Here is a 23089-nt window from a genome sequence, read left to right as displayed (position 1 = left end):
CTCAGTCCCGATCGATCCCCAACGGGTCGAACCCGAGCGCCAGGGCCAGCTTCGAGGCTGCGGCCACCGCGACCGGTAGCCCGACGATCGGGGTCACCGCAGCGAGGACGTCGACGATCTCAGCAGTCGTGACACCCATCGAGACCGCATCGTCGACCTCGCTGCCGTAGGTCGGCTCGGCCCCACCGATCGCGACCAGGGCAGCCAGCCGTACCAGCGCCACCGCCCTGGGTTCCAGCGTGGGCGGTTGCACCGCCAGCTCGGCCTCGAGATTCGCGTCGTTCAGGGCGAAGCGGCGCAAACGTTCGGTGTAGTTCACCTTCTTGCCCATCGTTCGGATGGCGGACCGAGTTCCGTTCCACGGCCTCTGCCTGCATTCAGCCATGCCGACGACGGCCACCGCATCACGCCGATCAGATGAACGAGTCCGTGCCGGGGCCAACTTCATGTGTTCTGCGTGACGACAGCCCGGCCCTGCCTGCCCGACTCTTGGCTCACGCGGCCGTCGCCGCGCCTCAAGACGGACGAAAGGCACTCCGGTGAACAGCTTCATGGAATGGTTCTGGCTCATGGTCTGGTGGTTCGCCTTCGTGATGTACCTGGTGGTCCTGTTCCAGATCATTGCGGACCTCTTCCGGGACCGACAGCTCAGTGGCTGGGCGAAGGGGTTCTGGATGATCTTTCTGATCATCGTCCCGTTCCTCGCCGGCTTGATCTATCTCATCGCCCGTGGACGTGGGATGGGGCAGCGTCAGGCGGAGCAGGTGAGCCAGGCCCGCGCCGAGACCGACGAGTACATCCGCACCGTGGCGAGTTCCACGCCGGCGTCCTCACCGACCGCCCAGGTCAGCGAGGCGAAGGCACTCCTCGACAGTGGGGCGATCGACGAACGCGAGTTCGCCGCCCTCAAGGCGAAGGCGCTCGCCTGAGCGTGCCCGTAGCACGGGTCCTGCGGGTGTTCAGACCCGCAGGACCGCCGTGAACGTCCGCCCGTATGCCTCACGGGTGTCCGCGACCACCGAGGTGCCGCCGGTCACCTGACCCACCGTGACGCCGTCGTCGGCGCTCTCCAGGCCACGGTCGCGCCCGCGGATCACCACCTGCACCCGATCGCGCGTCATCGTCGGGTCGGAGATGGCGACCTCCAGGCGGCGACCGCTCTGGCGAACGAGCACCGAGGCCGCGCCGTCGATGGTCAGTCGTTCCGCCTGATGCCGGCCGTCCGTGAACGTGTTCGCGGCCACGATGCCGAGGTCGGCGTGCTTGATCGCCTGCACGTCGGTCGTGTTCACGAGGACCTGCACCGGGCCGTCGGCGTAGCCGGCCAGCTGGTCGGCCTGCGCGTTCGGTACCAGTGCGTAGGCGAGCGCGTGCTCGCCGTCGGCCGGGTGCGCCACCGACACCGTGACGACATCCTTGGTCACCGAGGTGTTCGGGTTCGAGACACGCACCACGCGGCGGCTGCGGGTCACCCGCTCCACGTCGACCGTCACCTCCTGCTCGTCGAGCAGCACGTACCCGACGGCGGTCTGCTCGCCCGGGTTCTCCCAGCGCACCCACGCGAGCGGCCCCACGCCGTCGCCGGTCCACGCCGTCCCGTCCGCGAGCGCGCCGGTGACCGCGACCCCGTCCGCGGGCTCGGCGATCCGGCTCTCGAGCGTGGTCACCGCGGACCGCCCGGCCCGGCCGGAGATGCCCGCGGCGAGTACCACGATCTCGTCGTCGAGCATGAACCACGACTTCGTCGCGCGCGCGTTCGGGTAGGTGACGAAGTCGTCGGGCAGGATCCCGGCCTGGTTGTCGACGTGGGCGACGTCGTCGGACAGGACCATCGCGGCCGTCCCGTAGGCCCCTAGGCCGGCGCCCCCGGACAGCGGGTTCGTCCCGCGTGGGAAGTACACGTAGGTGTTCTGCGACTCGGACGAGGACGTGAAGCCGAGTGGGTGATCTGGATTCTCGTACCAGAACTGCCCGTACAGGTCCGGGATCGTCCTGCGCTCACCGTCCGGGGCGGTCACGCCGGAGAGCCGGTACGGGGAGACGGCGGTGTAGTAGTCGACGCCGAACGCACGGGTCTGGTCCTGACCGGCCAGGTACAGGTAGTGCGCGCCATCGCCCTGGAACCAGGGCATCAGGTTCTCGCCGTTCATGTACTCGTACTTGCTGATCCGGTCCGAGGAGCGCGCCAGCGCGAAGGCGTAGCCGGGGCGCCGGTGCACCGTCTTGTCCATGGCGTTGAACGCGACGTTGCGCTCAGCGGCGTTCAGGTCCGCGGCCGGCACGGTCGCGTCGGCGAGGATGTCGGCGAAGGCGACCACGCTGACGGGCGAGGCGAACGAGTTCGGCTCGAGGGAGACCGGAGACGAGGCGTTCAGGAACTTCACGTAGCCCTTGAGGGCAGCCGCGTCGCCGCCGACGGCATACCCGGCGAGGTCGACGACAGCCTCGGCGACGGCGCGTACGTCGACGTAGCCGGTTGTGGTCCGGGAGACCGCTCGACCCTTGACGACCTCCATCATCCAGCCCTCGAAGATCAGCGGCGCGAAGCCGTTCGTCACCCAGGCCTGCACCACGGCGACCAGATCGGTGCCGCCCGCGGAGGTTGCGCCGTCGAGCATCTTGATCGTCTGGGCGATCCGGCCGAGCAGGACCTTGCCGTAGGACCCGGTGTAGGCGACCGAGTGATGCTGGATGAAGGACCCGTCGGCGTAATAGCCGTCCGTGTTGCCGTGCTGGAGGTGGTACGGGTCGATGGTCGCGAAGACCGTCGACTGATCGGCGATGGCCTTGCCGATCCGGGCGTCGTCGCCGAGCAGAGCGCCCTGCAGGAAGCGGTTGGTGGTTATGTCGGCCAGGTTCGCGCCGGTGTGGAACCGGGAGTCCAGGTCCACGTCGCCGTCGACGCCGTTGCGCAGGTAGGCGTCCATGGTGGCGACGTACGTCTCGACGAGATCCGGGCGGTAGCCAGCGACCTGCTCGGCGAGCAGCACGAACGTCCGGGTCGCGTGGGAAGGAAAGCCGATCTCCCAGTTGTGCCAGTTGCCGTAGTAGCCGGCCGACTGGTCCCCGACGTAGTTCGCGTGCAGCCACTCGAGCCCGTCGATGACGCGGCGCTGCACCTCGACGTTGCCGACCAGGTCCGAATCGACGCCGTCGGTCCGGGTGGCCACTGCGATCTGGAGCAATCGGTTGTAGGACTGCGTGATGTTGGCGTCGTTCTCACCGAGCGGCACGCCGGCGAACAGTTCGTCCGGACCGGCCTGGTCCAACTGGGTGAGGTAGGTCCGCGCCGTGGTGTGGATCGCGGCGAGTTTCACCGCGGCCTCCGGGCGGGCGTTCACCTCCGCCGTGCCGGCGAGGATCGCGACCGTGTTGGCGAGCAACCGGGCGTGGTCCGTGGCCTCGTCGGCGAGTGCACGCAGCGGCAGGCCGACGGTCAGCAGGCCGGTGGCCGGGATCAGGGCAAGGACATGGCGGCGGGACAACTCAGGCATAACGGGTCTGCTCCAGACATAGAGTCGTCCGAGCAGTCAACCAGGATCGGCCGCATGCGTCGAGAGGGCATCGCACGGAACGCCTCACCCGTGCACAACCCACAGCGCCCCCGCTCGGCGGCCCTTGGGCAACCGAACGGGACGCTGCGGCCCTACCTGGCCTTCGTCAGAGCATCTGGCGGCGACGGCGCGTCACCAGGAACGCGCCCGCTCCGAGCAGTAGGAGCGCCGCCCCGGCAAGCAGGCCCGCGTCGGAGCCGGTGACCGGGATCTGGCCCTGCTCATCCGCAGGCGCCGGCAGGATCGGGTCGAAGACGTTCGTGACCGTCACCGATGCCTGCCCCGGCGCCGTGGTACCCGCCAGCGGCACCGCCGCGGTGGCGCCCTGCGCCGTAGCAGTCTCGGTGCCCTCGACCGCGACCGTGATCGAGGTGCCATCGGCACCGCCGGTCACCGTCTCGGTGAGCTCACAGTCGGCGCCGACCGGGAGGTCGGCGTAGGTCGCGGTCAGGGCGTCGGGTGCCTGCAGCACCCGCACCGAACCGCCGGGAACCTCGATCGCGGTCGCGACGCCGTCGACCATCCAGGTGCACTGCAGAGCCACCTCGAACCGGCCGTCGGAGCCGTTTGCGGCCCAGTCGCCTTCGATCTCCTTGACGACCTCCAGGGAGGTCCCGTCGAAGACGTTGGTCAGGGTGACCGTGGCGACCTCGGCCTCGTCGCCATCGCCCGGGTCGAGGATCGTGACGAGCCCATCCACCGGGGCGATCGTGGAACTGGTCGCGCCGCCGGTGGCGGTCTCGGTGACCACGCACTCGCTTCCGACCAGCAGGTTCTCGACGGTCGCCGAGTACCCGTTCGCCGCACTCAGGGTCACGATGCCATCGTTCGGGAGGTCCATCGTGACCCGTTCACCGTCCCGCTCCCACGTGCAGGTGGCCTGAGCGGTGAACGGTCCGCCACCCCAGAGCTCGGCCCCGTCACCCTCGACGACCTTGACGATCTCGAGCGCGCCGAGCAGGAACGTGTTTGTGGCGGTCACCACGACCTCACCCGTGCCGTCGTCGTCACCCGCGGTGATCGTGGTGACGCCGCCGGCCGGGTCGATGACGCTCGCGTTCGCGCCGCCGGTCGCGGTCTCGGTGACCACGCACTCCGTGCCCGCCGGGTAGGTCCCGAACGTGCGGTCGGTGTTCGCGTCGAGCTGGAACTCGGTGTCCAGCAGGACCTGGTCGCCTGCGTAGGTGCACACGGCCGTGAAGGTGAACGGTCCGGCGCCATAGGCGTCCGCCCCGTCGCCGTCGACCACCTTGACCACGCGCAGGATGCCCGCGTCGTAGCCGTTGGTGAACGTGACCTCACCAGGCGTGGCACCGACCTGGACCGCGCCGCTGCCGTCACCGTTGTCGGTGACGCCGGTGCCGACAATGACGATGTCGTCCGCGAGCGAGCTGCCGACCTCGGTGACGACGCAGAGCGCGCCGGCCGGGATCGTGTTCGCCGGGGCCACGTAGGTCTCACCGGCGGCCAGCGCGAACGCCGCCTCGGTGACGCCGGGGGCGAAGGTGACCGGGGTGCCGAGCGCACTCTCACAGGTGAGGGTGAACTCGAAGGGCCCGAAGTCGCCCTCGGTCGCCTCGGTCTCGACCAGCTTCGTCACGGACAGGCCGGTGAAGGCGTAGTCGTTCGTGATCGTGGCGATCTGCGCGGCGGGCACGTCCTGCCCGACGGCGGTTGGTGCGCTCACGTCGAGCGTCACCGGGGTGCCGGTGCGGCTGGTCTCACCGAAGCTGCCCAGCGCGCCGGTCTCGGTGACGGTGCACTCGGCGCCGACCGGGATGCCGTCGACCCGCTGGGTGTAGCCGTTGGCGTCGCCCAGTTCGACGACCTCGTGCTCGCCGAGACCGAGTTCGACACCCTCGACGGTGCAACGCAGGTCCGCGGTGAACTCGTCCGGGGCGTAGGCCGCGGCCGGGCCGGTGACGACCTTGTCGATCTCGATGGCGCCGAAGATCAGATGCACCCCGACGCGGGACGGTGCGACCTTGCTGTAGCCGCTCGCACCGGTGTTGAGGAACTTCACGCCGAACTGGTTCCACGCGAAGGAGTCCGCGGCGGGAACGTCCGACGGTGCGCCGTCGGCGTTGGTCGCCGAGGCGGGCACGTTCACCGAGGAGTAGGTGACGTCCACGAACTGACCCGGGCTGAACACCCCGGCGGCCGTGGTCGAGAAGTCCACGACGATCCGTAGGCCGGTGACCGCGGCCCAGTCGGTGCCGTCGGCGGCGGGGGTCCACTCCTCACCGTTCTGCTCGCACACGTCCTGGTTCGCCAGGTTCGCCCAGGTCCCCGCGCAGACTCCGGCGCTGGTGGTGACCTCCACGGTGGTGGTGGCTCCCTCCGGTGCGGTGACCAGCAGGTCGTCGAGGAGCTCGGGACGGTAGACGGAGCCGCGGGACGAGCCCGAGATCAACTGCTGGTCGCCCACGTTCGGCAGCTGCTCGAAGATCGTGAGCTCCTCGACCGTGACGGTGCCGGCGTTGAGCGTGCGCAGCACCCATTCGTCGGTGCCGCCGATCATGCTGTTCGCCGCGCACGGGGTACGGAAGTAGTCCCCGCCGGTGGCGCTCAGATTCTGGCTGCACACGGCGCTCGGGTTGAGCGGGTTGATCGCTCCGGCGAGCTCGCCGCGCACGCCCTTGACCGTGAAGAGGTTGGGCCCCGGCGCCGGGGACACGTAGTCCGTGGTGCCGCAGGTGGTGCCGTCCTGCGCCCAGGCGTCCGTGATCGGCACGCCCGCCATCATGTTCGCGCACGAGGCCAGCTCCTCGGCGGTCTGCACGGTCATCGTGTTCTCGGCTCGCTGGCCGGCGGACAGGCCGGGCTGGAGCTCGAGCAGCAGCCTGATCGTGAACGTCTCACCCGGCGTCATCCGGTTGCCGCCGTCCGGCCAGGTGAAGATCAGCTCGTGTCCGTCCTGGGTGACGCTCACGTCACCGGAGAGCAGGCCGTCCGGGTCCGGCGTGTAGACCGGCTCGTCGCCGAGGTACAGCAAGGACGAGGGCAGCGCGTCTCGGAGCTGGGTGACGGTCAGGTAGCCGGTGCCGGTGTTGGTGAAGGTCAGGTCCCACGGCACGAGCGCGCCCGGGCTGGCGAACCGGACGCCGTCGTTGGCCAGCTTGTTGACGGCGATCTGGTGGACACCGGCCGACAGTGAGATGACGGCGTCGGTGGTCCGTTCCGGGGACGCCTCACCGTTCAGGCGGTCGCTGACGGCGGTCACCGTGTTCGTGATGGTGCCCTCCAACAGCACCGGATCCTCGGTGCCGTAGTGGTTCTCGCGCAGCTGGACCGTGAACGCGGCGGTCGCGGACCACTGCGGTGCCGGGAGCTGATCGGAGAAGAACGAGCCGTCGGCCCGGGAGAAGACGAACCGGATCCCCTGCACGGCCGCGTGGGCGTCGGCCCCGGTCGGCAGGGCCGCCTCCTCGACCGCGGCGGGTTCGCCCTCGATCCAGGTGTTCTCGCCGTCCGGCCCGAACGGGCCATAGGCATCCACGCGCAATCGGTCGGCACCGGTCGGAGGGACGACGTCGCCGAGCCCGGTGAAGGCGAAGGCGCTCCAGAACTCCGGCGACGTGGTCACGTCATCGGTCACGGTGACCTGCGCCGGGGAGAGGGTGCTGACCGGGTCCACGCCCTGGTTCGCGCCGAGGGTCACGGTGACCGGGGTGTCGCGCGTGGGTTCGGTGAGGGCCGCCGGGGCGACGGCCTTCGTCGGACCCACGTTGATGTCACCGCCGGTGAGCTGCACAGGGGCGACGGCCTGGTCGCCGGTGCGGACGCCGTCGGCCAGGATCGGGTCGTAGGACTGCGCGAACACACGGTTCGGCACGTCCACCCGTTCGCCGGCGGCGACCACCTGGTCGGCCCCGGTGCTGCGCAGGGTGGTGCGCGCCTGCGCGTCCATGGTCACCGTGAGCCGGTTCGCTGCGGTGATCGTGCCACCGGTCGAGGCGGGATCGGTGCCCTGGAAGGTCACCGAGATGCCGACGACGTCCGCGAGGTCCGCGGCAGTCATCGCGTTCACCGCGGCGGCTGTGCTCTGCTCGCTCGCGTAGTCGGCACCGTCGTAGCGCAGCAGCCAGACGACGCTGGCGGACAGGTCGGTCTGGTCCGGCAGGGAGGCCCCGATGCGGACCGCGGTCAGGTCGAACCGGTCGAACGGGTTGCCGATCCCGGTTTCGCCGAGCCAGTCGACGTCGGCCGTGAACGGGTCCATCGTGGCGCCGGCCGCGGTGCCCGGGCTCTGACACACGGACACCTCGTCGGCGTCGGTGCAGGCGGGCGGGTCCGTGACACGCACGTAGGAGGCGCGCGCCACCGAGTCGCTGTTCGCGGTGATCGTGAACGTCGTCGCGGGGTAACTGCCCGCCGGGGTGCCGGCGACCGGCACGTACAGGTTCGTGGTGGGCGTCGCCGTCTTCGCCACGGCCACACCCGGGCCGTAGTCGACCACGACGATCGCGTCGTCGGCGGTGTCCGTGGCCGCGGTGCCGCCGCCGACCGGCGTGGCGGCCAGCAGAGCGGTGTTGTTCACGACGCCGGTGTCGGGGGTGTTGTAGGTCGCCTCGCCGGTGACCCACTCACCACCCGGGCGCATCTGGTCGCGGACCTGCCAGGCCATCACGAACACGCGGTCGGGTCCGGCGAAGCCGACCCCGGAGCCGACGGCGGGGGCGTATGGGTCGTAGGCCGGGCCGGCCTGGCCCGCCGCGGCCCGGGCGGGGCCGTTCTCAGTGAGGGTCAACCGGACCCCGGTGGCGTCGGCGCGCTCGGCGTCGCTGAGCGTGTGACCGACGAACGCGCCGTTCTGGATCCAGCCACTGCCCGGCGCGGGAACGCTCACCCAGGCGCCGGCGCGGTACAGCTCGACGTCGGTGATCAGGTCGTAGCGCAGCTGCCAGCCGTTGCTGTAGGGGGCACTGCTGGCCCCGATGCCCTCGACCCGCACGAGGTCGAACGCCTCGAACACCGAGTCGGCCGGCTCGGCGGGGTTGGTCGGGTCGCTGATCTGGACCGTCTCGTAGCCGCTGCCCACGGACCAGGACAGGGCGGTGGAGCGTTGCTCACTGGACTGCGCGGGCACCGAGTCCAGGTTCCACGCCTTCTCGATCCCCACGGGTCCGGTGCCAGGGTCCGGCTCGACGGTCGCGAGTCCCTCGCCGATCTCGGAGTCGGAGATCTCGGTGCCGACCTCCGTACGACCCGAACCGTCCGCCGTCGCGACGTTCGCGTAGTCGGTCGCGAGGTCGGGGATGTCCCCGCCGGAACGCAGTGTGTCCCGTGCCTGCGCGGAGAAGTACGGCGTCACCGTCGTGTCGGACGCGAAGCCGGTCGCGTTGTCGAAGGTGAACCGGATCCCGGTCAGGTCCGTGATGTCCGTCCCGGCCGGCAGCGCGGCTTGGATCTCGGCGGTCGTCATCGAAGCGAGGAACGGTCCGTCCTGGGCCGCCAAGACCTGGAGCTCGACCCAGCCCCCGTTCGCGTCCTGTACCTCGATGGTCAGGGAGGTGTTGCCCGGCACCTGCGTCGGTGCGACGGACGAGAGGTCGAACGCGTCCCAGAAGTCGCCGTCGGCGCCGGTGGCGGCGTCCTCGACCACGATCCGGGTCGCGGTCACGTAGTCCGAGGTGGTCGTCAGGTTCGCCTCGAGTGCGGTGACGACGCTCTCGCCGGGCTGCACGCTGGTCGAGGGCCGCACGGACTTCGCCAGGGTGATGTCGATCGCCGGGTAGACCAGGGTCAGCACCGAGGAGTCGGAGTCGGTCTCGGTGAGGCCGTTCGGCGCGACGACCTGGGCGTCGACGGTGTTCGTGGTGGCGAGGCTCTCGCCCACGGCGACCGCGTCCTCGGTGGTCTGGATGAGGACGTCGAACACGCTGGTCGCGCCGGAGGCGATGCCGCCGGCCTCGGCGGAGAAGACGACCTCGAACCCGGAGATCGGGCCACTCGGTCCCGTCGGCACGGCGCCCTCGGCGAACGTGATCGTCTCGGGGTCGCCGCCGTCGAGCGGGTGGTAGATGACCTGAGCGGACGTGGCACCGGCCGGCCAGGTGGGCGCGGTGACGAAGCCAGCGAAGGAGATCGTGTCCGTGAAGTAACCGAGGTCGGAGACACGCAGCTCGTTGACGCCGCCGGCGGACTCGTTCGTGACGCCGATCGTGGCCGTGGCCTCATCGCCCGCGGCGATCCGGTTCGGGCTGATGTCCTTCGTGGTGCTCACACCGAGCTGGAGGGGCCGCACGACGTAGTCGGCGTTCGCCGTGTCGGTTGCCGGGTCCCGGCCTTCGACGACGGCCTCGGCGCCGACCACGTTGGTCACCGTGTGCGTGGCCGTGGACAGGTCGTCGTCGCTGTTGCGGTCGGTCGCGCGCTGGGCCAGCCCGAGCCCGACCGTGGCGACCGCGGCCTCCTCGATGGCGACTCCGACATAGGTCAGCCGGACGCCACCGACATCGGCCGGCTCCACGCCGTCGGGCAGTTCGGCGGTGCCGGCCGGGGTGCCGAGCTGCCACGCCCAGGTGCCATCCGGCTGCTGCACATAGACGTCGACCTGCACGGCGTCGGCGCCTGCGGGCAGGGTCGCGCCGGTGAACCCGGTGAAGTCGGTGACGGTGAACGGGTTGCTCGGGTCGAGGGCGGCCGCGCCGTCGACAGCGGCGGCAGGCTCGGTGAGCACGAGGGTCTCGACCGGGCCGTTCGAGGTGTTCGTGATGCTCAGGTCGATCGTCGAGGGCGCCCCGGGCTGGAAGGTCTGCTCGGACGGGCTCCACGCCTTCGTGACATCGACGTCGATGATCTCAGGCACCCGGATCGTCACGGTCGCGTCGTCGGTGTCCGGGTTGGAGTTCGTGGCCTCGGTGTTCGCGGTGTTGGTGACGACGTGGTCACCCGGACCGACGGTGGTGGGCACCTGCAGGGTGATCGTGACGGACAGGGTCAGGCCGTTCTCCAGCCCTGTCCCGACCGGGCTGACGACGGGGCCGGTGAAGTCCACCCGAAGGTGGGTGTCGGCGGTGACCTCGGCGGGCGCCACGGAACTCGCAGCCCCGTCGACCGTCCAGGTGACCTCGCGCGGGATGGAACTCTCGTTCGGCGCGATCGCGACGTCCTGCACGGTGTAGCCGGCCAGCTCGGGCGGCAACGAGTCCGTGAGCTGGGCGTCCAGGCAGGACGCCTCGGAGCAGTTCACGCTGATCGTGTACGTGAAGGTCTGGCCCGGGGAGACCACCTCCGGCGCGACCGTCTTGTTTACGGTCAGGTACTGCGGATCCCCCGGGGCCGCGAGCGCGGCTCCCATGCCGAGGCCGGCCAGCGGTGCGGCGAGCACGACGGCAAGCACCGCGGCCCAGAGCAGACGCCACCTGATGACGGCGCGCGAACGGTATCCCTGCATGATTATCTCGCTCCTGCTCATGCCCGCGAGGCGGGCCCCCTGCCGATGGGCCCCACGGCGCGATGGCACGACAGGGACCAGGTCCAAGGCGAGTCTCGGCCGGAACAACGGCGCACCGGCCGGATCCGCGCGAAATGTCGCCGACCCGCGCGCGCAGAGTCGCCGCCGCGGGCGCGCGGCTAGGGAGCGAGCGTCCCGGCGCGGTACTCGCCGGGCAGGCAGCCGACCTCGGCGCGGAAGACGCGCCGGAACTGGTCCGGGCCGCCGAACCCGCTGCGACGGGCGACTCCCGCGAGGTTCAGGTTCGGCCGGGCGGCGAGCAGCGCCTTTGCGCCTATCACCCGTCGCGCCCGGATGATCCGCGCCACGGTCTCATCGGACCCAGCGAACGCCTCGTGCAGCGACCTGACGCTCATCCCTAGTCCAAGCGCGACATCCGGCGCACTCAGGGTCGGATCGGCGAAGTGGACGTCGACGTGAGCCCGAGCCCGGGCACGCACCTCGGCGCGACGGTCGGCGGGCGCGGCGTCGACCGCCATGACACCCATCACGAGCTCGCGCAGTGCACCCTCGGCCCAACCGGCGGCAACGACGTCGAAGGGCTGCACCGGTGGTTCGACGAGGGCATCGGCCAGGGCGCGGCCGGCGTCCGCCAGCGGCACCAGCCGATGCAGACCCGGACGGACGAGGTCCGGCTCCGGGTGCGGAAGTCCGATCAACAGGACGCTGCTGACCTCGTTGAAGTGGATCGCGCAGAAGCCGTCCGGAGGTACCACCACGAGATCCCCGGGGTGCAGGTCCGCAGCCCCACCATCACCGACCACCCGCGCGCTACCCTCGGCGAGGTAGACCGTCATGGCGACCTGTCGGTGCGGACCCTTCGTCGGGTACATGGTGAGAGTGACCGGATCGCCGGAGTACCGGGCGACGAGCAGCTGCGCCGAGCGATAGCCGCGCAGATGCCGCCCGGCCACCTCCGCGCCGTCGGGCTCGTGCATCTCGACGGCCCACCCGTCCATCGGATGCAGCGCACGCATGGAGACGTTCAGCCAGTCCGGGCAGGGGTCGGTGCCCCTGCAGTGGCAGGTCTCGTACCAGCGGACCGCGGCACCGACCTCGACGATGTCGGCCGTGCACGACGGCACGGCACGCCCTGCCCAAGCGCACATGCGAGGGACGCTACCGATCCGTCACCCGCCGGTGGGCAGGATCGGGTATGACCCCGCTCACACCGGGCCAGCGGCCGCCGGTCCCCCGTCCACCGCACCGGGCTCATCCCGGAACTCCACGGTGAGGTGTGCGTAGCCACGGAGCAGTTCGGCGTCAAGACCGACCAGCGCGCCCAGCCTCGGGTCCAGCAGGAAGCGCACGGTGGTCCCCGTGCCGGCCTCGGGCGGCAGCTCGACCAGGTCGCTCGACGGGATGCCGTTGTGGTAGCGCTGGGTCCAGGACCCCGCGCTGCGACGGTTCGTGTGCTCGAGCCACCGGCTCAGGGCCGCGACGGTGGACATGCCGCGACGGGGCAGTCCGTCGGGCAGGAGCGGCGGCTCCGCCGCGTCGAAGAACCGGACGTCCTCGGTCGCCATGACGGGCTTGCGGATCACCCGGCCGCGGTCGTCCCGGCGGGTGTCGGTGCCACGTCCGTCGTCGGCCACGGAGACCGACCCGTCCCGGTGGCGGGTGATCACCGCAGCTCCGGCGCGGCCGAGGGCCTGCGCCTCCTCGTCCGCATAGGCGAGCACCTCCAGCACGCAGTGCTGCGGGCCACCCGCAAGGTAGGTCCGGGCGTTCGCCCGGATCGTGGCCAGGTGGGCGCGGTCGACGGCGACCGACCAGTCGTGCGTCGTGACCTTCCACTGCTCCGGGCGTTCGTTCATGCGGACCCCTTTCGGTGACTCGTACCCACGCCACCGGGCCGTTCGGCGACTGTGGAACCCGACCCTATCTGCCCCTTGCGCAGCCGCTACTGAGTGCTACTATCTACCGGTAGTCAGCACCACTGAGTAGCGAAGGGAGGAACGTCATGGGCAGACAGATGACCGAGATGCTGAAGGGCACGCTCGAGGGCATCGTCCTCGGAATCCTGGCCGCGCAGCCGGCGTACGGATACGAGATCACGGCGCGACTGCGGGAGCAGGGCTTCTCCGACATCGTCGAGGGCACCGTCTACGCACTGCTGGTCCGGCTCGAGCAGCGCGGCCTCGTCGACGTGGTGAAGGTCCCGTCCGAGAAGGGCCCGCCACGCAAGGTCTACTCGCTGAACGCGCAGGGCAGCGAATACCTCGAGGAGTTCTGGAGGACCTGGAACTTCCTCGCAGAACGGATCGAAGCGCTCCACCACCAGACCGAACAACCACACCCAGAAGGAGAATGATCATGGTCGCCAAATGGATCGAGGCCCTCACGGGGTCGCTCGAGCAGAAGAAGCAGTACAAGCAGGACAAGGCCCGGATCGAGGCGCTCCCCGAACCGTACGCAACCGCAGCGAAGGCGATGCACCGCTACTTCATGTACTACGGGGGCGTCACCGACGGCGACACCCTCATGACGATGTTCGGCGACCTGGCGGACCTGTGGGAGCGCGCCGCCGTCGACGGGACGCCGGTGCGGGAGATCGTCGGTGACGACCCGGTCGAGTTCGCCGAGACCTTCGCGCAGTCATACGCCGGTCAGCGGTGGATCGACAAGGAGCGTTCGCGCCTGACGAAGGCGATCGAGGACGCCGAGCGAAAGGAACAGGGTTGACCATGGAATCAGCCATCAGGGTGCAGGGCATCCAGAAGTCGTTCAAGGACCTGCACGTGCTGCGGGGCGTCGATTTCGACGTGAAGGCGGGCAGCATCTTCGCGCTGCTCGGCTCCAACGGCGCAGGCAAGACCACCCTCGTGCGGATCCTGTCGACACTGCTGAAGGCCGATGCGGGCGCCGCGACGGTCAACGGGCTCGACGTCGCCGAGAGGTCCGGGGAGGTGCGCGCCTCGATCAGCCTGACCGGCCAGTTCGCTGCGGTCGACGGTGTGCTCACCGGCCGGGAGAACCTGGTCTTGATCGCCAGGCTGCGGCACCTGAGCAACCCGGGTGCGATCGCCGACGAGTTGCTCGCCCGGTTCTCGCTCACCGACGCGGGCAGTCGTGCGGCGGCCACCTACTCCGGCGGCATGCGCCGCCGGCTCGACATCGCGATGAGCCTGATCGGCGACCCGCCGATCATCTTCCTCGACGAGCCGACGACCGGGCTCGACCCGCAGGCACGGATCGAGGTGTGGCAGACGATCAAGCAGTTGGCCGACGGCGGCACGACGGTACTGCTGACGACGCAGTACCTCGACGAGGCCGAGCAGCTCGCCGACCGGATCGCGATCCTGCACAAGGGCACGATCATCCAGAACGGCACCCTGGCCGAGCTCAAGCAACTCCTGCCGGCGGCCGAGGTCGAGTACGTGCAGAAGCAGCCCTCCCTCGAGGACGTGTTCCTCGCACTCGTCGGCGACACCGGCGAGGCAGACAGTGCCACCACAGCCGGCGACGCCTCAGATCGGACCGCCGACACCGCCCCAGCAGGAAAGGAACCCCGATGACCGCGCACGTCCTCGGCGACACCGGCGTCCTCACCGGCCGCTCGCTGCGCCACATCCTCCGCAGCCCGGACACGATCATCACCACCGCCATCACACCGATCGCGCTGATGCTGCTGTTCGTGTACGTCCTGGGCGGTGCGATCGAGACCGGGTCCGACCAGTCCTACATCGACTACATGCTCCCCGGCATCCTGCTCATCACGATCGCGTCCGGCATCGCGTACACCGCGTACCGGCTGTTCCTGGACATGTCGGACGGCATCTTCGAGCGCTTCCAGTCCATGCCGATCGCGAGATCCAGCGTGCTCTGGGCACACGTGCTCACCTCCCTGGTCGCGAACCTGGTCTCGGTCGCGATCGTCATCGGCGTCGCGCTGATCATGGGCTTCCGCACCGGAGCGTCTGTGGCGGCCTGGCTCGCCGTGATCGGCATCCTGATCATGTTCACCCTCGCCCTGACCTGGCTCGCCGTGGTCGCCGGGCTGTCGGCGAAGACCGTCGACGGCGCGAGCGCGTTCAGCTACCCGCTGATCTTCCTGCCCTTCATCAGTTCGGCGTTCGTGCCCACCGAGTCGATGCCGGGCCCCGTCGCGTGGTTCGCCGAGAACCAGCCGGTGACCTCCATCGTGAACAGCCTGCGCGCCCTGTTCGCGCAGGAGCCGGTCGGCACTGACATCTGGATCGCCCTCGCCTGGCTCGTCGGCATCCTCGTCGTCGCCTACGCCCTCGCGATCGCCAGGTACCGGCGCAGGATCAGCTGACGCCGACCGTCCGGTCGATGACCCGTGCACACGCGCGGGCACCGTCCTCGTCGGCGAACGCCAACCGGACACGTTCGGCCGCCTCCCGGAACGCGGGCTCTTCGAGCAGCCGGGTCACCGCGCGAGCGAGCTCCGCGGTGTCCGCCTGTTTCGGAGCCAGGGAGAGGGCATTGCCCTGGCGGACGCAGACGTCCACGTTCCAGACCTGCTCCGGCTGTAGTCCCATGCCGACGAACGGGATCCCGGCCGAGCAGGCGGTCTGGACGGTGCCCTGCCCGCCGTGGAGCACCGCCGCGTCGACGAGTCCGCCGAGCCGGTGCGCGGGGATCAGACCGGTCACGTGCACGTTGGCCGGCAGCCGGTCGCCATCGGCGACGTAGTGCTTGATGGGGGCGATCACGTTGACCGGCAGCGACCCCAGCCGGCGCGCGGCGGCGAGCGCGAGCTCACGGTTCGCCGAGGAGCCGAGTCCCAGGTAGACCAGCGGTTCGGCGGCAGCCGCGAGCCGTTCCACCACATCGGGCAGCGGCGTGTCCAGACGGGCGAAGATCGGACCGACCCGCTCGTAGCCGGGCGGCAGCGTGTACCCGTCGAGCTCGGCCGGCATCACCGTGAGCAGGTTCAGGTCGGCCTCGATCAGGGACACCACGTTGCGCAGCGGCGCAACCCCGTTCTCGCGGGCAACGCGCGTGAACGCCCGCGGCGCCAGCGGGGCGTGGTTGTAGGCCCACCGCAACAGCGTCGACGCGACCGCGTCCCTCGCCCGCGCGGACCGACCGGTCCCCCGCACGAGCCCGAGCCGCCGAGTCTGCTCCACCTGCGGCCGGGTCAGCGCGAACGGCACCGGGTAGAGCAGCGGCACCCGCTCGGCGCGTGCGGAGATCATCGAGGTCGGGTTCGTCCCGATGACGACCGCGGCCGCTCCCGTCGCGCGGATGAGCTCGCGTTCGGCGCGCACTCGCTCGGACACGAGGCCGTAGCTGAAGGGAGAGCGCAGCGTGCGGCCCTGGTCGAAGCGCAGGGCCTGATCACGCTCGGCCCGCGTGAAGGCGGGCTCGCTGGCCCGGTAGTCGAAACCGGCGTCGGTGATGAGGTCGGCGAAGTCGGTCTCGTAGCCCATGAAGACGGGCGTGTGCCGCGGGTCCAGCGCACGGGCAACCTCGATCATCCGGGTCACCTCAGCGAGGTTGAACGTGATCGGGCAGAAGATGACGGTCGCCATGTCACTCTCGAGCCTACGACCTGTACCGAAGGAGGACGGGACCGACGAGCCCACCTGGGCTCCGCCGTCGGGCGTTCGGCGCGATGCGGCTAGCGTGACCGAGTGACGATTCCGCGGGTTCACCTGCTCTACGGGCTGGCCGGTGGAGCGCGCGCGCCGCGTGGGAGCCCGAGTCGTTCTGCACAAGCTCACCACCCCGGCGGAGGTCGCCTCGGCCCGAGCCCTTGCGCGGACGCGGGCGGGCCAGGCGTACGCGCACCCGACGACCGCCGAGGGCAACGAGCACCTCGCCGTGCTGATGGAGGAGCCGTCACCGGACGAGGGCGTCCAGATCGTCGAACTCTGATGCCCGACGCAGTGCGCCGGACAACGCGTGCCGACGCTACGCCGTGAGGTGGGTGGTCCGGTTCAGGTAGGCGATGACGTGGCTGTGGTTTCGCGCGTCGAGGTGGAGCTTCGTGATTCCGCCCGAGGTCAGGCCGAACTGGACCTGACCCGAGGCCTCGATCGGCATGCCGATCCACGCGGCCAGCAGCAGGGTCGCGGCCCCGCCATGGGTGACGACGATCGTGTTGGCTGCGCTCGAGGTCTCGATCCTGTGCATGGCCGCGTACGCCCGCTCGGCCAGTTGCCATCGTGTCTCGGCGCCCGCGACGCCTTCGTCGTGCCGCAGTCGGTCCCCGACGGGCGGCAGTGGGATCTGACGCTCACGCAGCCAGGACTGCGGACGGCCCTCCGCCTCCCCGTAGGACTTCTCACGGAGGTCGGCATCAGGCCTCGGTTCGGTGCCGACCCTGACTGCGATGATCCGCGCAGTCCGGCTCGCGCGGCGCAGGTCGGAGCACACGAGGTCGACGGACTCCCCGGCGATCTCTTGCGAGAGCACGGCGGCGATCGCCTCGGCGTGCCGCCGACCCAGCTCGGTCAGGTCGGAGTCGAACCACCCGCCGACCAGTCCGTCGACGTGATGTGTCGCCTGCGGGTGCGTCACCACATAGATGCTCACGGCCACAGCCTTCCGTGCCCTCGCTACGGGTGTCGACCGCTCCGAGCACTTCGGAGCGGTGTGGGACGGCCGCTCGGGAAATCTCTTCGGTCCGCGTCGCCGATGCTCATACTCTGCCCGGATGACGAGTTCCTCGAGGGCGAACGCAGTACCGCCGACCGTGATCGCTGTCCTGGGAGGCGGCGGATCGGAACTCGTGGACCAGGTGCGGACCCCACTGACCGGCAGCACCGGTGCCGCGACCGCTGCGGTGGAGCGGCTCGCACCACGGATCCGAGACGCGGCCGGAACCGTGAGCACCCATCGCGTCGTCCGCAAGGCCCTCCAGCCCCTCACCAGCGGTCGGCACGCGCTCGCTTCCCGGAGCACCGACCACTGGGCGTACTGGCGTCGCGAGGCGCTCGCCTACGCCGGTGGCACGCTTCCGGCCGGTCCCGAACGCGCCCTGGCTCGCCCAGAACCAACTCGCCCAGCGGATCGCCGCCACCGATCTCAGCTGGGAGGACGTTGACGCCGACCCTCGGCTGGCGGACCTGTGGGAACACCGCGAGGAGCTCCTCGCCGAACTCGCCACGCTGCCGTCCACCGTGGTGCACGGCGACTACTCGACGGGGAACCTGCGCGCGGCGGACCCCGACACCACTGTGGCTGTCGACTGGGCCACGTTCGGAATCGGACCCGTCGGGGCCGATCTCTCCGCCCTGACGCTCAGCACCGGTGTCTGGCTGCTCGACGACTACCTGACCGGAATCGAGAATGCCTTCGCCACCGGATCGATCCGCCGGGGGTACGAGATCGCCCTCACACTGACCCACGCGAGCCGCGTGCACTGGGCGCTCGGCCAGCAGCGGCCGGTCGATCCTTCGCTGACCGAACTGGTGCTCGGGCGAACCGGCCGTTAGGCGCCGTCTCCGACCCTGCGCGTGAAGGTCAGATGCGTGACCCCGCTCGGGGATGAGACCGCCTCGATGTCGTAACTGTCCTCAAGGGCCTCCAGCCCATCCCAGACGCGGACACCTCGGCCGAGCACGATGGGGACCTGGACCAGGTGCATGTGGTCGACGAGCCCGGCTGCGACGAAGTCCCGGACGACGGTGGCGCCGCCGCCGATGCGAACGTCCAAGCCTCCGGCTGCCTCGGCGGCGGTGGCCAGTGCTTCGGCCGGACTGGCCTGGAGGAAGTGGAAGGTGGTGCCGCCTGCCATCTCGATGGGTGGCCGCGGGTGGTGGGTGAGCACGAAGGTCGGCGTGTGGAACGGCGGGTTCGGGCCCCACCAGCCCTTCCAGTCCGAGTCGTCCTGCCAGCCGGGCGGACCGAACTTGTTGGCGCCCATGATCTCGGCGCCGCAGCCGATATTGTGGCGCGCGGCGAAGGCGTCGTCGACGCCTTCGGTTCCGCCGGCGCCCCAGAACCGGGTCGCGAACATCCACTCGTGCAGCCGCTCGCCAGCATGGCCGAACGGGGCATCGGCGGACTGTGGCTCGCCGGTGGCGAAGCCGTCGAGGGAGATCGACATATTGTGGATCCGGGTGAGAGACATTTCGGGTACTCCTCGATTCGTGGCTCCCGCTGAATAGGTTCCGACACGTCCGACCCGCGGCGACGGCGAAACTCATCGGCCCGGGTACGGTCAGAGGCCCACGCGCACCGTCGGAAGGTTCAACGCATGGCCCGGACGGGATCGACGGACTCTCGACTCATTGTGATCCGGGGCAACTCCAGCAGCGGGAAGTCCCATCTGGCCCAGGCGATCCGCGACGCTCGCCCGCGCGGCATCGCGATCGTGGGGCACGACGTACTGCGGCGGCAGATCCTCCACGTCCGTGACCACCCGGGCGCGCTGAGCGTGCCCTACCTCGACCTGTCCGCACGGTTCGCCCTCGACCACGGCTTGCATGTGGTCATCGAGGGGATCCTGCACTCCGAAAGCTACGGCCCGATGCTGACCAGCCTGCGTGCGGATCACCGGGGCGTGACCCGCTGCTACCGCTACGACCTCGACCTGGATGAGACGCTGCGCCGCCACCGCACCAAGCCACTGGCGGCCGAGGTCACCGAGGACTCCGTCCGCTCCTGGTACCGAGCGGCGGATCCGGTCCACGGTCTCGACGAGACGAGTCTCGGCGCCACGGTCTCGCTCCGGTCCGCGCTGGACATGGTGCTCGTCGATGCTGGGTGGCCATTCGAAGATCCAGACGCTGGCCCATGACGTGCACACTCACGCCGACGACGGCGCACCGACCACGTCCAGCAGCCGCAGCTTCTCGTAGCTCTCGCTCCCCGGCACCGCCGTGTAGACGAGCAGGGTATGCGCCTGCTCGGGGTCCAGCATGATCTGACAGTTCAGTTCCATATGCCCGACGGCGGGGTGCTGGTATCGCTTGATGGCTCGCGGCCTGATGCCGACCTCGTGCTCCTGCCACACCTTGCGGAACTCCTCGCTCTTCGCGGTGAGCAGCTCGGCGAGTTGGGCGGCCTTCGAGTCGGGGCCACGCAGGGTCAGCACCCCCCGCAGCCCTGAGGCATACATCCGCGAGTAGAACTCGTGGTCCTCGGGCGGGTGCAGCTCGCGGGCCGCCGGGTCGGTGAACCATCGGTACCCGATGCTGCGCGACGGCCCGGTGTAGCGAGTCAGGTCCCCGACGAGCGCGACCCCGAGCGGAGTCTGCCGGAGTGTCTCACCGAGTTCGGTGACGATCTCGGCCGGGGTGTCGGTGAGCCGGTCGAAGATCCGGAGCATCCCTGGGCTGACGTGGTCGCTTCCCGAACCGTGCGAAGGCGGCTCGTGCCCGGCGAGCCGGAAGAGGTGGTCGCGCTCGTGGCGGGAGAGGTGCAGGCCCTGGGCGATCGAGGCGATCATCTGCTGCGAGGGCTGCGGGCCGCGCTCCCGCTCCAGGCGCGAGTAGTAGTCCGTCGACATGTGGCTGAGCGCCGCGACCTCCTCCCGTCGCAGTCCGCTGGTCCGGCGGCGCTGCCCACGGGGAAGCCCGACATCCTCCGGCTGCAACGCCTCCCGGCGACGGCGAAGGAACTCGGCCAGCCCGGCTCGATCGATCATGTGAGCATCCTCCCCCGCATCGGATCGCTCAGCCACGGATCATCAGGCCGTGGCTAACGTCCTCGACTCAGGGAAGTCTGTTGGTCAGCACCCGGAACCGGTGCAGACACCAGACGACGTAGGAGTAACACCATGCCACGCAGGCAGTTCGACATCTCCGTCCCCACCCTCTCCGGAAGGCGAGCGGTGGTCACCGGCGCAAGCGACGGCGTCGGGCTCGGCATCGCAACCAGGCTCGCAGCCGCGGGCGCCGACGTGGTCATGCCGGTCCGGAACCCACACAAGGGTGCGGCGGCGGTGGCGAGGATCCGCGAGCAACATCCCGAGGCGAAGCTCTCGCTGGAGGAGCTTGATCTGTCCTCGCTCTCGTCCGTCGCAGCTCTCGGCGAGAAGTTGTGCGCCGATGGGGCTCCGATCCACTTCCTCATCAACAACGCGGGCGTCATGACCCCGCCCGACCGGCAGAGGACCGCCGACGGGTTCGAGCTGCAGTTCGGCACGAACCACCTGGGCCATTTCGCTCTCACCGGCCGGCTCCTGCCGCTGCTCAAGGCCGGCCGCGCACGGGTCACCTCGCAGGTGAGCGTGGCCGCGCGCAGCGGCGCGATCAACTGGGACGACCTGAACTGGGAACGTGAGTACGACGGCATGCGTGCCTACCGGCAGTCCAAGATCGCGTTCGGGCTGTTCGGACTCGAGCTCGGTCGTCGCAGCGGCGCCGCCGGCTGGGGCGTCACGAGCAACATCTCTCATCCCGGTGTCGCCCCGACCAGCCTGCTCGCAGCACGGTCGGAGGTGGGTCGGACCGAGGACACCACCAGCGTCCGGATGATCCGTTGGCTTTCCGCCCGAGGTCTCATCGTGGGCACCGTGGACAGCGCGAAGCTGCCCGCCATGATGGCCGCGACCTCGCCCGACGCCAAGGACGGCGCGCTCTACGGACCCCAGTGGCCCGGGAACGTCGGTGGTCCCCCCGGTCCGCAGAAGCTCTGGGCGCCGCTGCACAGCACCGAGAACGCGTCACGCATCTGGACGGTCTCGGAGCAACTGACCGGAGTCGCCTACGAGTGAGGCCGAGGGCTCGAGCCCTTCACGACCGGCGTGAGTCGAGTCGCGCGATCGCCGCCCCGACGAACGCGCGAGCGCTCGCCGAGCACGGCCCGAGGTCCGCGCCGGCCGCCTGCGCCTCCAGGGCCGAGGTCACGAGGGGAGCCGGGCCGAACCGCTCGAGCCACCACCGCCCGCCGTCGATCTTGGACAGCAGCGCCCCGTGATCCGCGTACGCGACCGCACGGCACGCGTTGAGCATCGCGTACCGCTGATCCGCTTCGTCGCGCCCCCACTCCAACTCCCCGGTGAGGTAGCCGATGAGGACGTCGCGTTCGATGCCACCCACGACGGCAGAGGGGTCGGGCCCGTAGAGCGGCAGACCGGCGGCGCGCACGACGGCGTAGTGAGCGATCAGGTCCGGGTCACCGCCGTCTCCACCGAGGACGTAGCGGTGCGCACCGCTGTTCACATGGAGCACGAACGGCCATGGCGGCGCCGGCGCCGCAGCCTCGCTCGACCGCACCACTGAGAGTTCGAGTGCACGTCCGCCCTCGGCCGCCCGCAGCAGCGCACCTCCCACCGAGTCCCAGTCGGCCTCAGGTTCATCGCGGACAACGACCAGCACGTCGAGGTCCGAGGTCGGACCGAAGCCGCCCAATGCAGCAGACCCGTGCAGGTAGACCCCAACCACAGAGGTCAGCTGCGCGGTGAGCAGGTCGCTGATCGCGTCGGCCTGCGCGCGCCACGGCTCCGAGATCGGGACACTCATCTGCTGACCGTAATGGAGCGAGCAACTAGCGCCGTCCGGGCTACGGTGCTGGGATGCGGGTCGAGGAGACAGAGAGCTTCGCACCAGGCGATTCGGTGGTGTTGCGGGACGTCCGAGGCGGCCTGGTGCGCGCAGTGTCGACAGCGGTCGTGGTCGAACACTCACCTGAGCGCCTGGTCACGTGGATCCCCCTCGGCAGCCCGCTGTTGCTGCCCGGAGATGTCGACGGTCAACCCGTGAAGACCGAACGGGTGGACCGATTGACCGAGGTGTCCTGGAACTCGTGGGGTGGCCCGGTGTTCGTCTGGCCGCAGGGTGGCTGGCATTCGGTGCGCGCATCCTGGACCGACGCCGGCACGGACCGATCGCTGGACCACTGGTACGTCAACCTGCATACGCCGCTGCGGCGCTCGCCGTTCGGGTTCGATCTGGAGGATCTGATCCTCGACGTCATCGTGACGCCGGACCGGCGGTCGTGGAGTTGGAAGGACGAGGCCGAGTTCGAGACGGCATGCGCGGCCGGCATCATCGAACCCGACCTTGCCAAGATCGTGCGTGACACGGGTACCCGTGTGGCTGCCGGCGCTGAACGGGGCGTCGAGCCCTTCACGGAGGCATGGGAGACGTGGCGTCCCGACCCGTCGTGGCAACTGCCGACGCTCCCGCCCGGCTGCGCGTCGTTGTAGCTCGCG

At 69.9% G+C, this 23089-nt stretch carries 20 protein-coding genes; 10 read left to right on the top strand and 10 right to left on the bottom strand.

The window, feature by feature from the left end; genetic code table 11:
• Nucleotide 1: 1 nt before the first annotated feature.
• A complete protein-coding gene (locus tag HALOF300_RS01525) occupies nt 2-331 on the bottom strand; it encodes a carboxymuconolactone decarboxylase family protein (protein WP_231954950.1) in 330 nt (109 codons plus the stop codon).
• 208 nt (nt 332-539) lie between these two features.
• On the opposite strand from HALOF300_RS01525, the gene HALOF300_RS01520 reads away from it, so the two are divergent.
• Nucleotides 540-929: a hypothetical protein gene (locus tag HALOF300_RS01520; RefSeq protein WP_231954949.1), complete on the top strand. Its 390-nt coding sequence runs from the start codon at nt 540-542 to the stop codon at nt 927-929.
• Nucleotides 930-959: 30 nt separating this feature from the next.
• Here HALOF300_RS01520 and HALOF300_RS01515 read toward each other — a convergent pair whose 3' ends face one another.
• The 4 genes from HALOF300_RS01515 to HALOF300_RS01500 form a co-directional block, all read right to left on the bottom strand.
• The gene (locus tag HALOF300_RS01515; RefSeq protein ID WP_156738890.1) at nt 960-3494 is read right to left on the bottom strand and encodes a polysaccharide lyase family 8 super-sandwich domain-containing protein; all 2535 of its coding nucleotides are present in this window, start codon (nt 3492-3494) and stop codon (nt 960-962) included.
• A 166-nt stretch (nt 3495-3660) separates the two neighbouring features.
• Nucleotides 3661-10953, bottom strand: coding sequence for a DUF5979 domain-containing protein (locus tag HALOF300_RS01510; RefSeq protein WP_197522221.1), 7293 nt, complete (start codon nt 10951-10953; stop codon nt 3661-3663).
• 179 nt (nt 10954-11132) lie between these two features.
• The gene (locus HALOF300_RS01505; RefSeq protein ID WP_156738888.1) at nt 11133-12122 is read right to left on the bottom strand and encodes an AraC family transcriptional regulator; all 990 of its coding nucleotides are present in this window, start codon (nt 12120-12122) and stop codon (nt 11133-11135) included.
• 57 nt (nt 12123-12179) lie between these two features.
• Nucleotides 12180-12830: an ATP-binding protein gene (locus tag HALOF300_RS01500; RefSeq protein ID WP_156738887.1), complete on the bottom strand. Its 651-nt coding sequence runs from the start codon at nt 12828-12830 to the stop codon at nt 12180-12182.
• A 146-nt stretch (nt 12831-12976) separates the two neighbouring features.
• On the opposite strand from HALOF300_RS01500, the gene HALOF300_RS01495 reads away from it, so the two are divergent.
• Genes HALOF300_RS01495 through HALOF300_RS01480 form a run of 4 tightly spaced genes read left to right on the top strand, consistent with a single transcriptional unit; the run spans nt 12977 to nt 15292 of the window.
• Nucleotides 12977-13327: a PadR family transcriptional regulator gene (locus tag HALOF300_RS01495; RefSeq protein WP_156738886.1), complete on the top strand. Its 351-nt coding sequence runs from the start codon at nt 12977-12979 to the stop codon at nt 13325-13327.
• A gap of 2 nt (nt 13328-13329) precedes the next feature.
• A complete protein-coding gene (locus HALOF300_RS01490) occupies nt 13330-13698 on the top strand; it encodes a DUF1048 domain-containing protein (protein ID WP_154796384.1) in 369 nt (122 codons plus the stop codon).
• A 2-nt stretch (nt 13699-13700) separates the two neighbouring features.
• A complete protein-coding gene (locus HALOF300_RS01485; protein ID WP_156738885.1) occupies nt 13701-14531 on the top strand; it encodes an ABC transporter ATP-binding protein in 831 nt (276 codons plus the stop codon).
• The gene (locus HALOF300_RS01480) at nt 14528-15292 is read left to right on the top strand and encodes an ABC transporter permease (RefSeq protein WP_156738884.1); all 765 of its coding nucleotides are present in this window, start codon (nt 14528-14530) and stop codon (nt 15290-15292) included. The genes HALOF300_RS01485 and HALOF300_RS01480 overlap by 4 nt, the downstream gene beginning before the upstream one ends.
• Here the strand turns inward: HALOF300_RS01480 and HALOF300_RS01475 are convergent.
• Nucleotides 15285-16514, bottom strand: a complete 1230-nt coding sequence (locus HALOF300_RS01475; protein WP_156738883.1) for a nucleotide disphospho-sugar-binding domain-containing protein — start codon at nt 16512-16514, stop codon at nt 15285-15287. The genes HALOF300_RS01480 and HALOF300_RS01475 overlap by 8 nt on opposite strands.
• Nucleotides 16515-16674: 160 nt before the next feature.
• On the opposite strand from HALOF300_RS01475, the gene HALOF300_RS01470 reads away from it, so the two are divergent.
• Nucleotides 16675-16860 carry a hypothetical protein gene (locus tag HALOF300_RS01470; protein ID WP_156738882.1) on the top strand — a complete coding sequence of 62 codons (186 nt, stop codon included), beginning with the start codon at nt 16675-16677 and terminating at the stop codon, nt 16858-16860.
• A gap of 36 nt (nt 16861-16896) precedes the next feature.
• Here HALOF300_RS01470 and HALOF300_RS01465 read toward each other — a convergent pair whose 3' ends face one another.
• Nucleotides 16897-17520: a histidine phosphatase family protein gene (locus HALOF300_RS01465; RefSeq protein WP_197522220.1), complete on the bottom strand. Its 624-nt coding sequence runs from the start codon at nt 17518-17520 to the stop codon at nt 16897-16899.
• Nucleotides 17521-17933: 413 nt separating this feature from the next.
• On the opposite strand from HALOF300_RS01465, the gene HALOF300_RS01460 reads away from it, so the two are divergent.
• The gene (locus HALOF300_RS01460; RefSeq protein WP_197522219.1) at nt 17934-18422 is read left to right on the top strand and encodes a phosphotransferase; all 489 of its coding nucleotides are present in this window, start codon (nt 17934-17936) and stop codon (nt 18420-18422) included.
• Here HALOF300_RS01460 and HALOF300_RS01455 read toward each other — a convergent pair.
• The gene (locus HALOF300_RS01455) at nt 18419-19060 is read right to left on the bottom strand and encodes a dihydrofolate reductase family protein (protein ID WP_156738879.1); all 642 of its coding nucleotides are present in this window, start codon (nt 19058-19060) and stop codon (nt 18419-18421) included. The genes HALOF300_RS01460 and HALOF300_RS01455 overlap by 4 nt on opposite strands.
• Before the next feature lie 126 nt (nt 19061-19186).
• On the opposite strand from HALOF300_RS01455, the gene HALOF300_RS01450 reads away from it, so the two are divergent.
• Nucleotides 19187-19729, top strand: a complete 543-nt coding sequence (locus tag HALOF300_RS01450) for a P-loop NTPase family protein (protein ID WP_156738878.1) — start codon at nt 19187-19189, stop codon at nt 19727-19729.
• 9 nt (nt 19730-19738) lie between these two features.
• On the opposite strand, the gene HALOF300_RS01445 is transcribed toward HALOF300_RS01450, so the two are convergent.
• Nucleotides 19739-20578, bottom strand: coding sequence for a helix-turn-helix transcriptional regulator (locus HALOF300_RS01445; RefSeq protein WP_197522218.1), 840 nt, complete (start codon nt 20576-20578; stop codon nt 19739-19741).
• Between the two features lie 132 nt (nt 20579-20710).
• On the opposite strand from HALOF300_RS01445, the gene HALOF300_RS01440 reads away from it, so the two are divergent.
• Complete coding sequence (locus HALOF300_RS01440; protein ID WP_156738876.1) at nt 20711-21649, top strand: SDR family oxidoreductase; 939 nt, start codon at nt 20711-20713, stop codon at nt 21647-21649.
• A 19-nt stretch (nt 21650-21668) separates the two neighbouring features.
• Here the strand turns inward: HALOF300_RS01440 and HALOF300_RS01435 are convergent, their stop codons facing one another.
• On the bottom strand, nt 21669-22397 hold the full coding sequence (locus HALOF300_RS01435; protein WP_156738875.1) for a nucleotidyltransferase domain-containing protein: 729 nt from the start codon (nt 22395-22397) through the stop codon (nt 21669-21671).
• A gap of 53 nt (nt 22398-22450) precedes the next feature.
• Here HALOF300_RS01435 and HALOF300_RS01430 point away from each other — a divergent pair, with 53 nt between their 5' ends.
• Nucleotides 22451-23083 carry a DUF402 domain-containing protein gene (locus HALOF300_RS01430; protein ID WP_156738874.1) on the top strand — a complete coding sequence of 211 codons (633 nt, stop codon included), beginning with the start codon at nt 22451-22453 and terminating at the stop codon, nt 23081-23083.
• Nucleotides 23084-23089 lie beyond the last annotated feature (6 nt).

It is taken from the genome of Occultella aeris (assembly GCF_902703175.1).
Taxonomy (GTDB): Bacteria; Actinomycetota; Actinomycetes; order Actinomycetales; family Beutenbergiaceae; genus Occultella; species Occultella aeris.
Note: the sequence above shows the minus strand (reverse complement) of the source record. Positions and strands in the feature narration are given on the sequence as shown.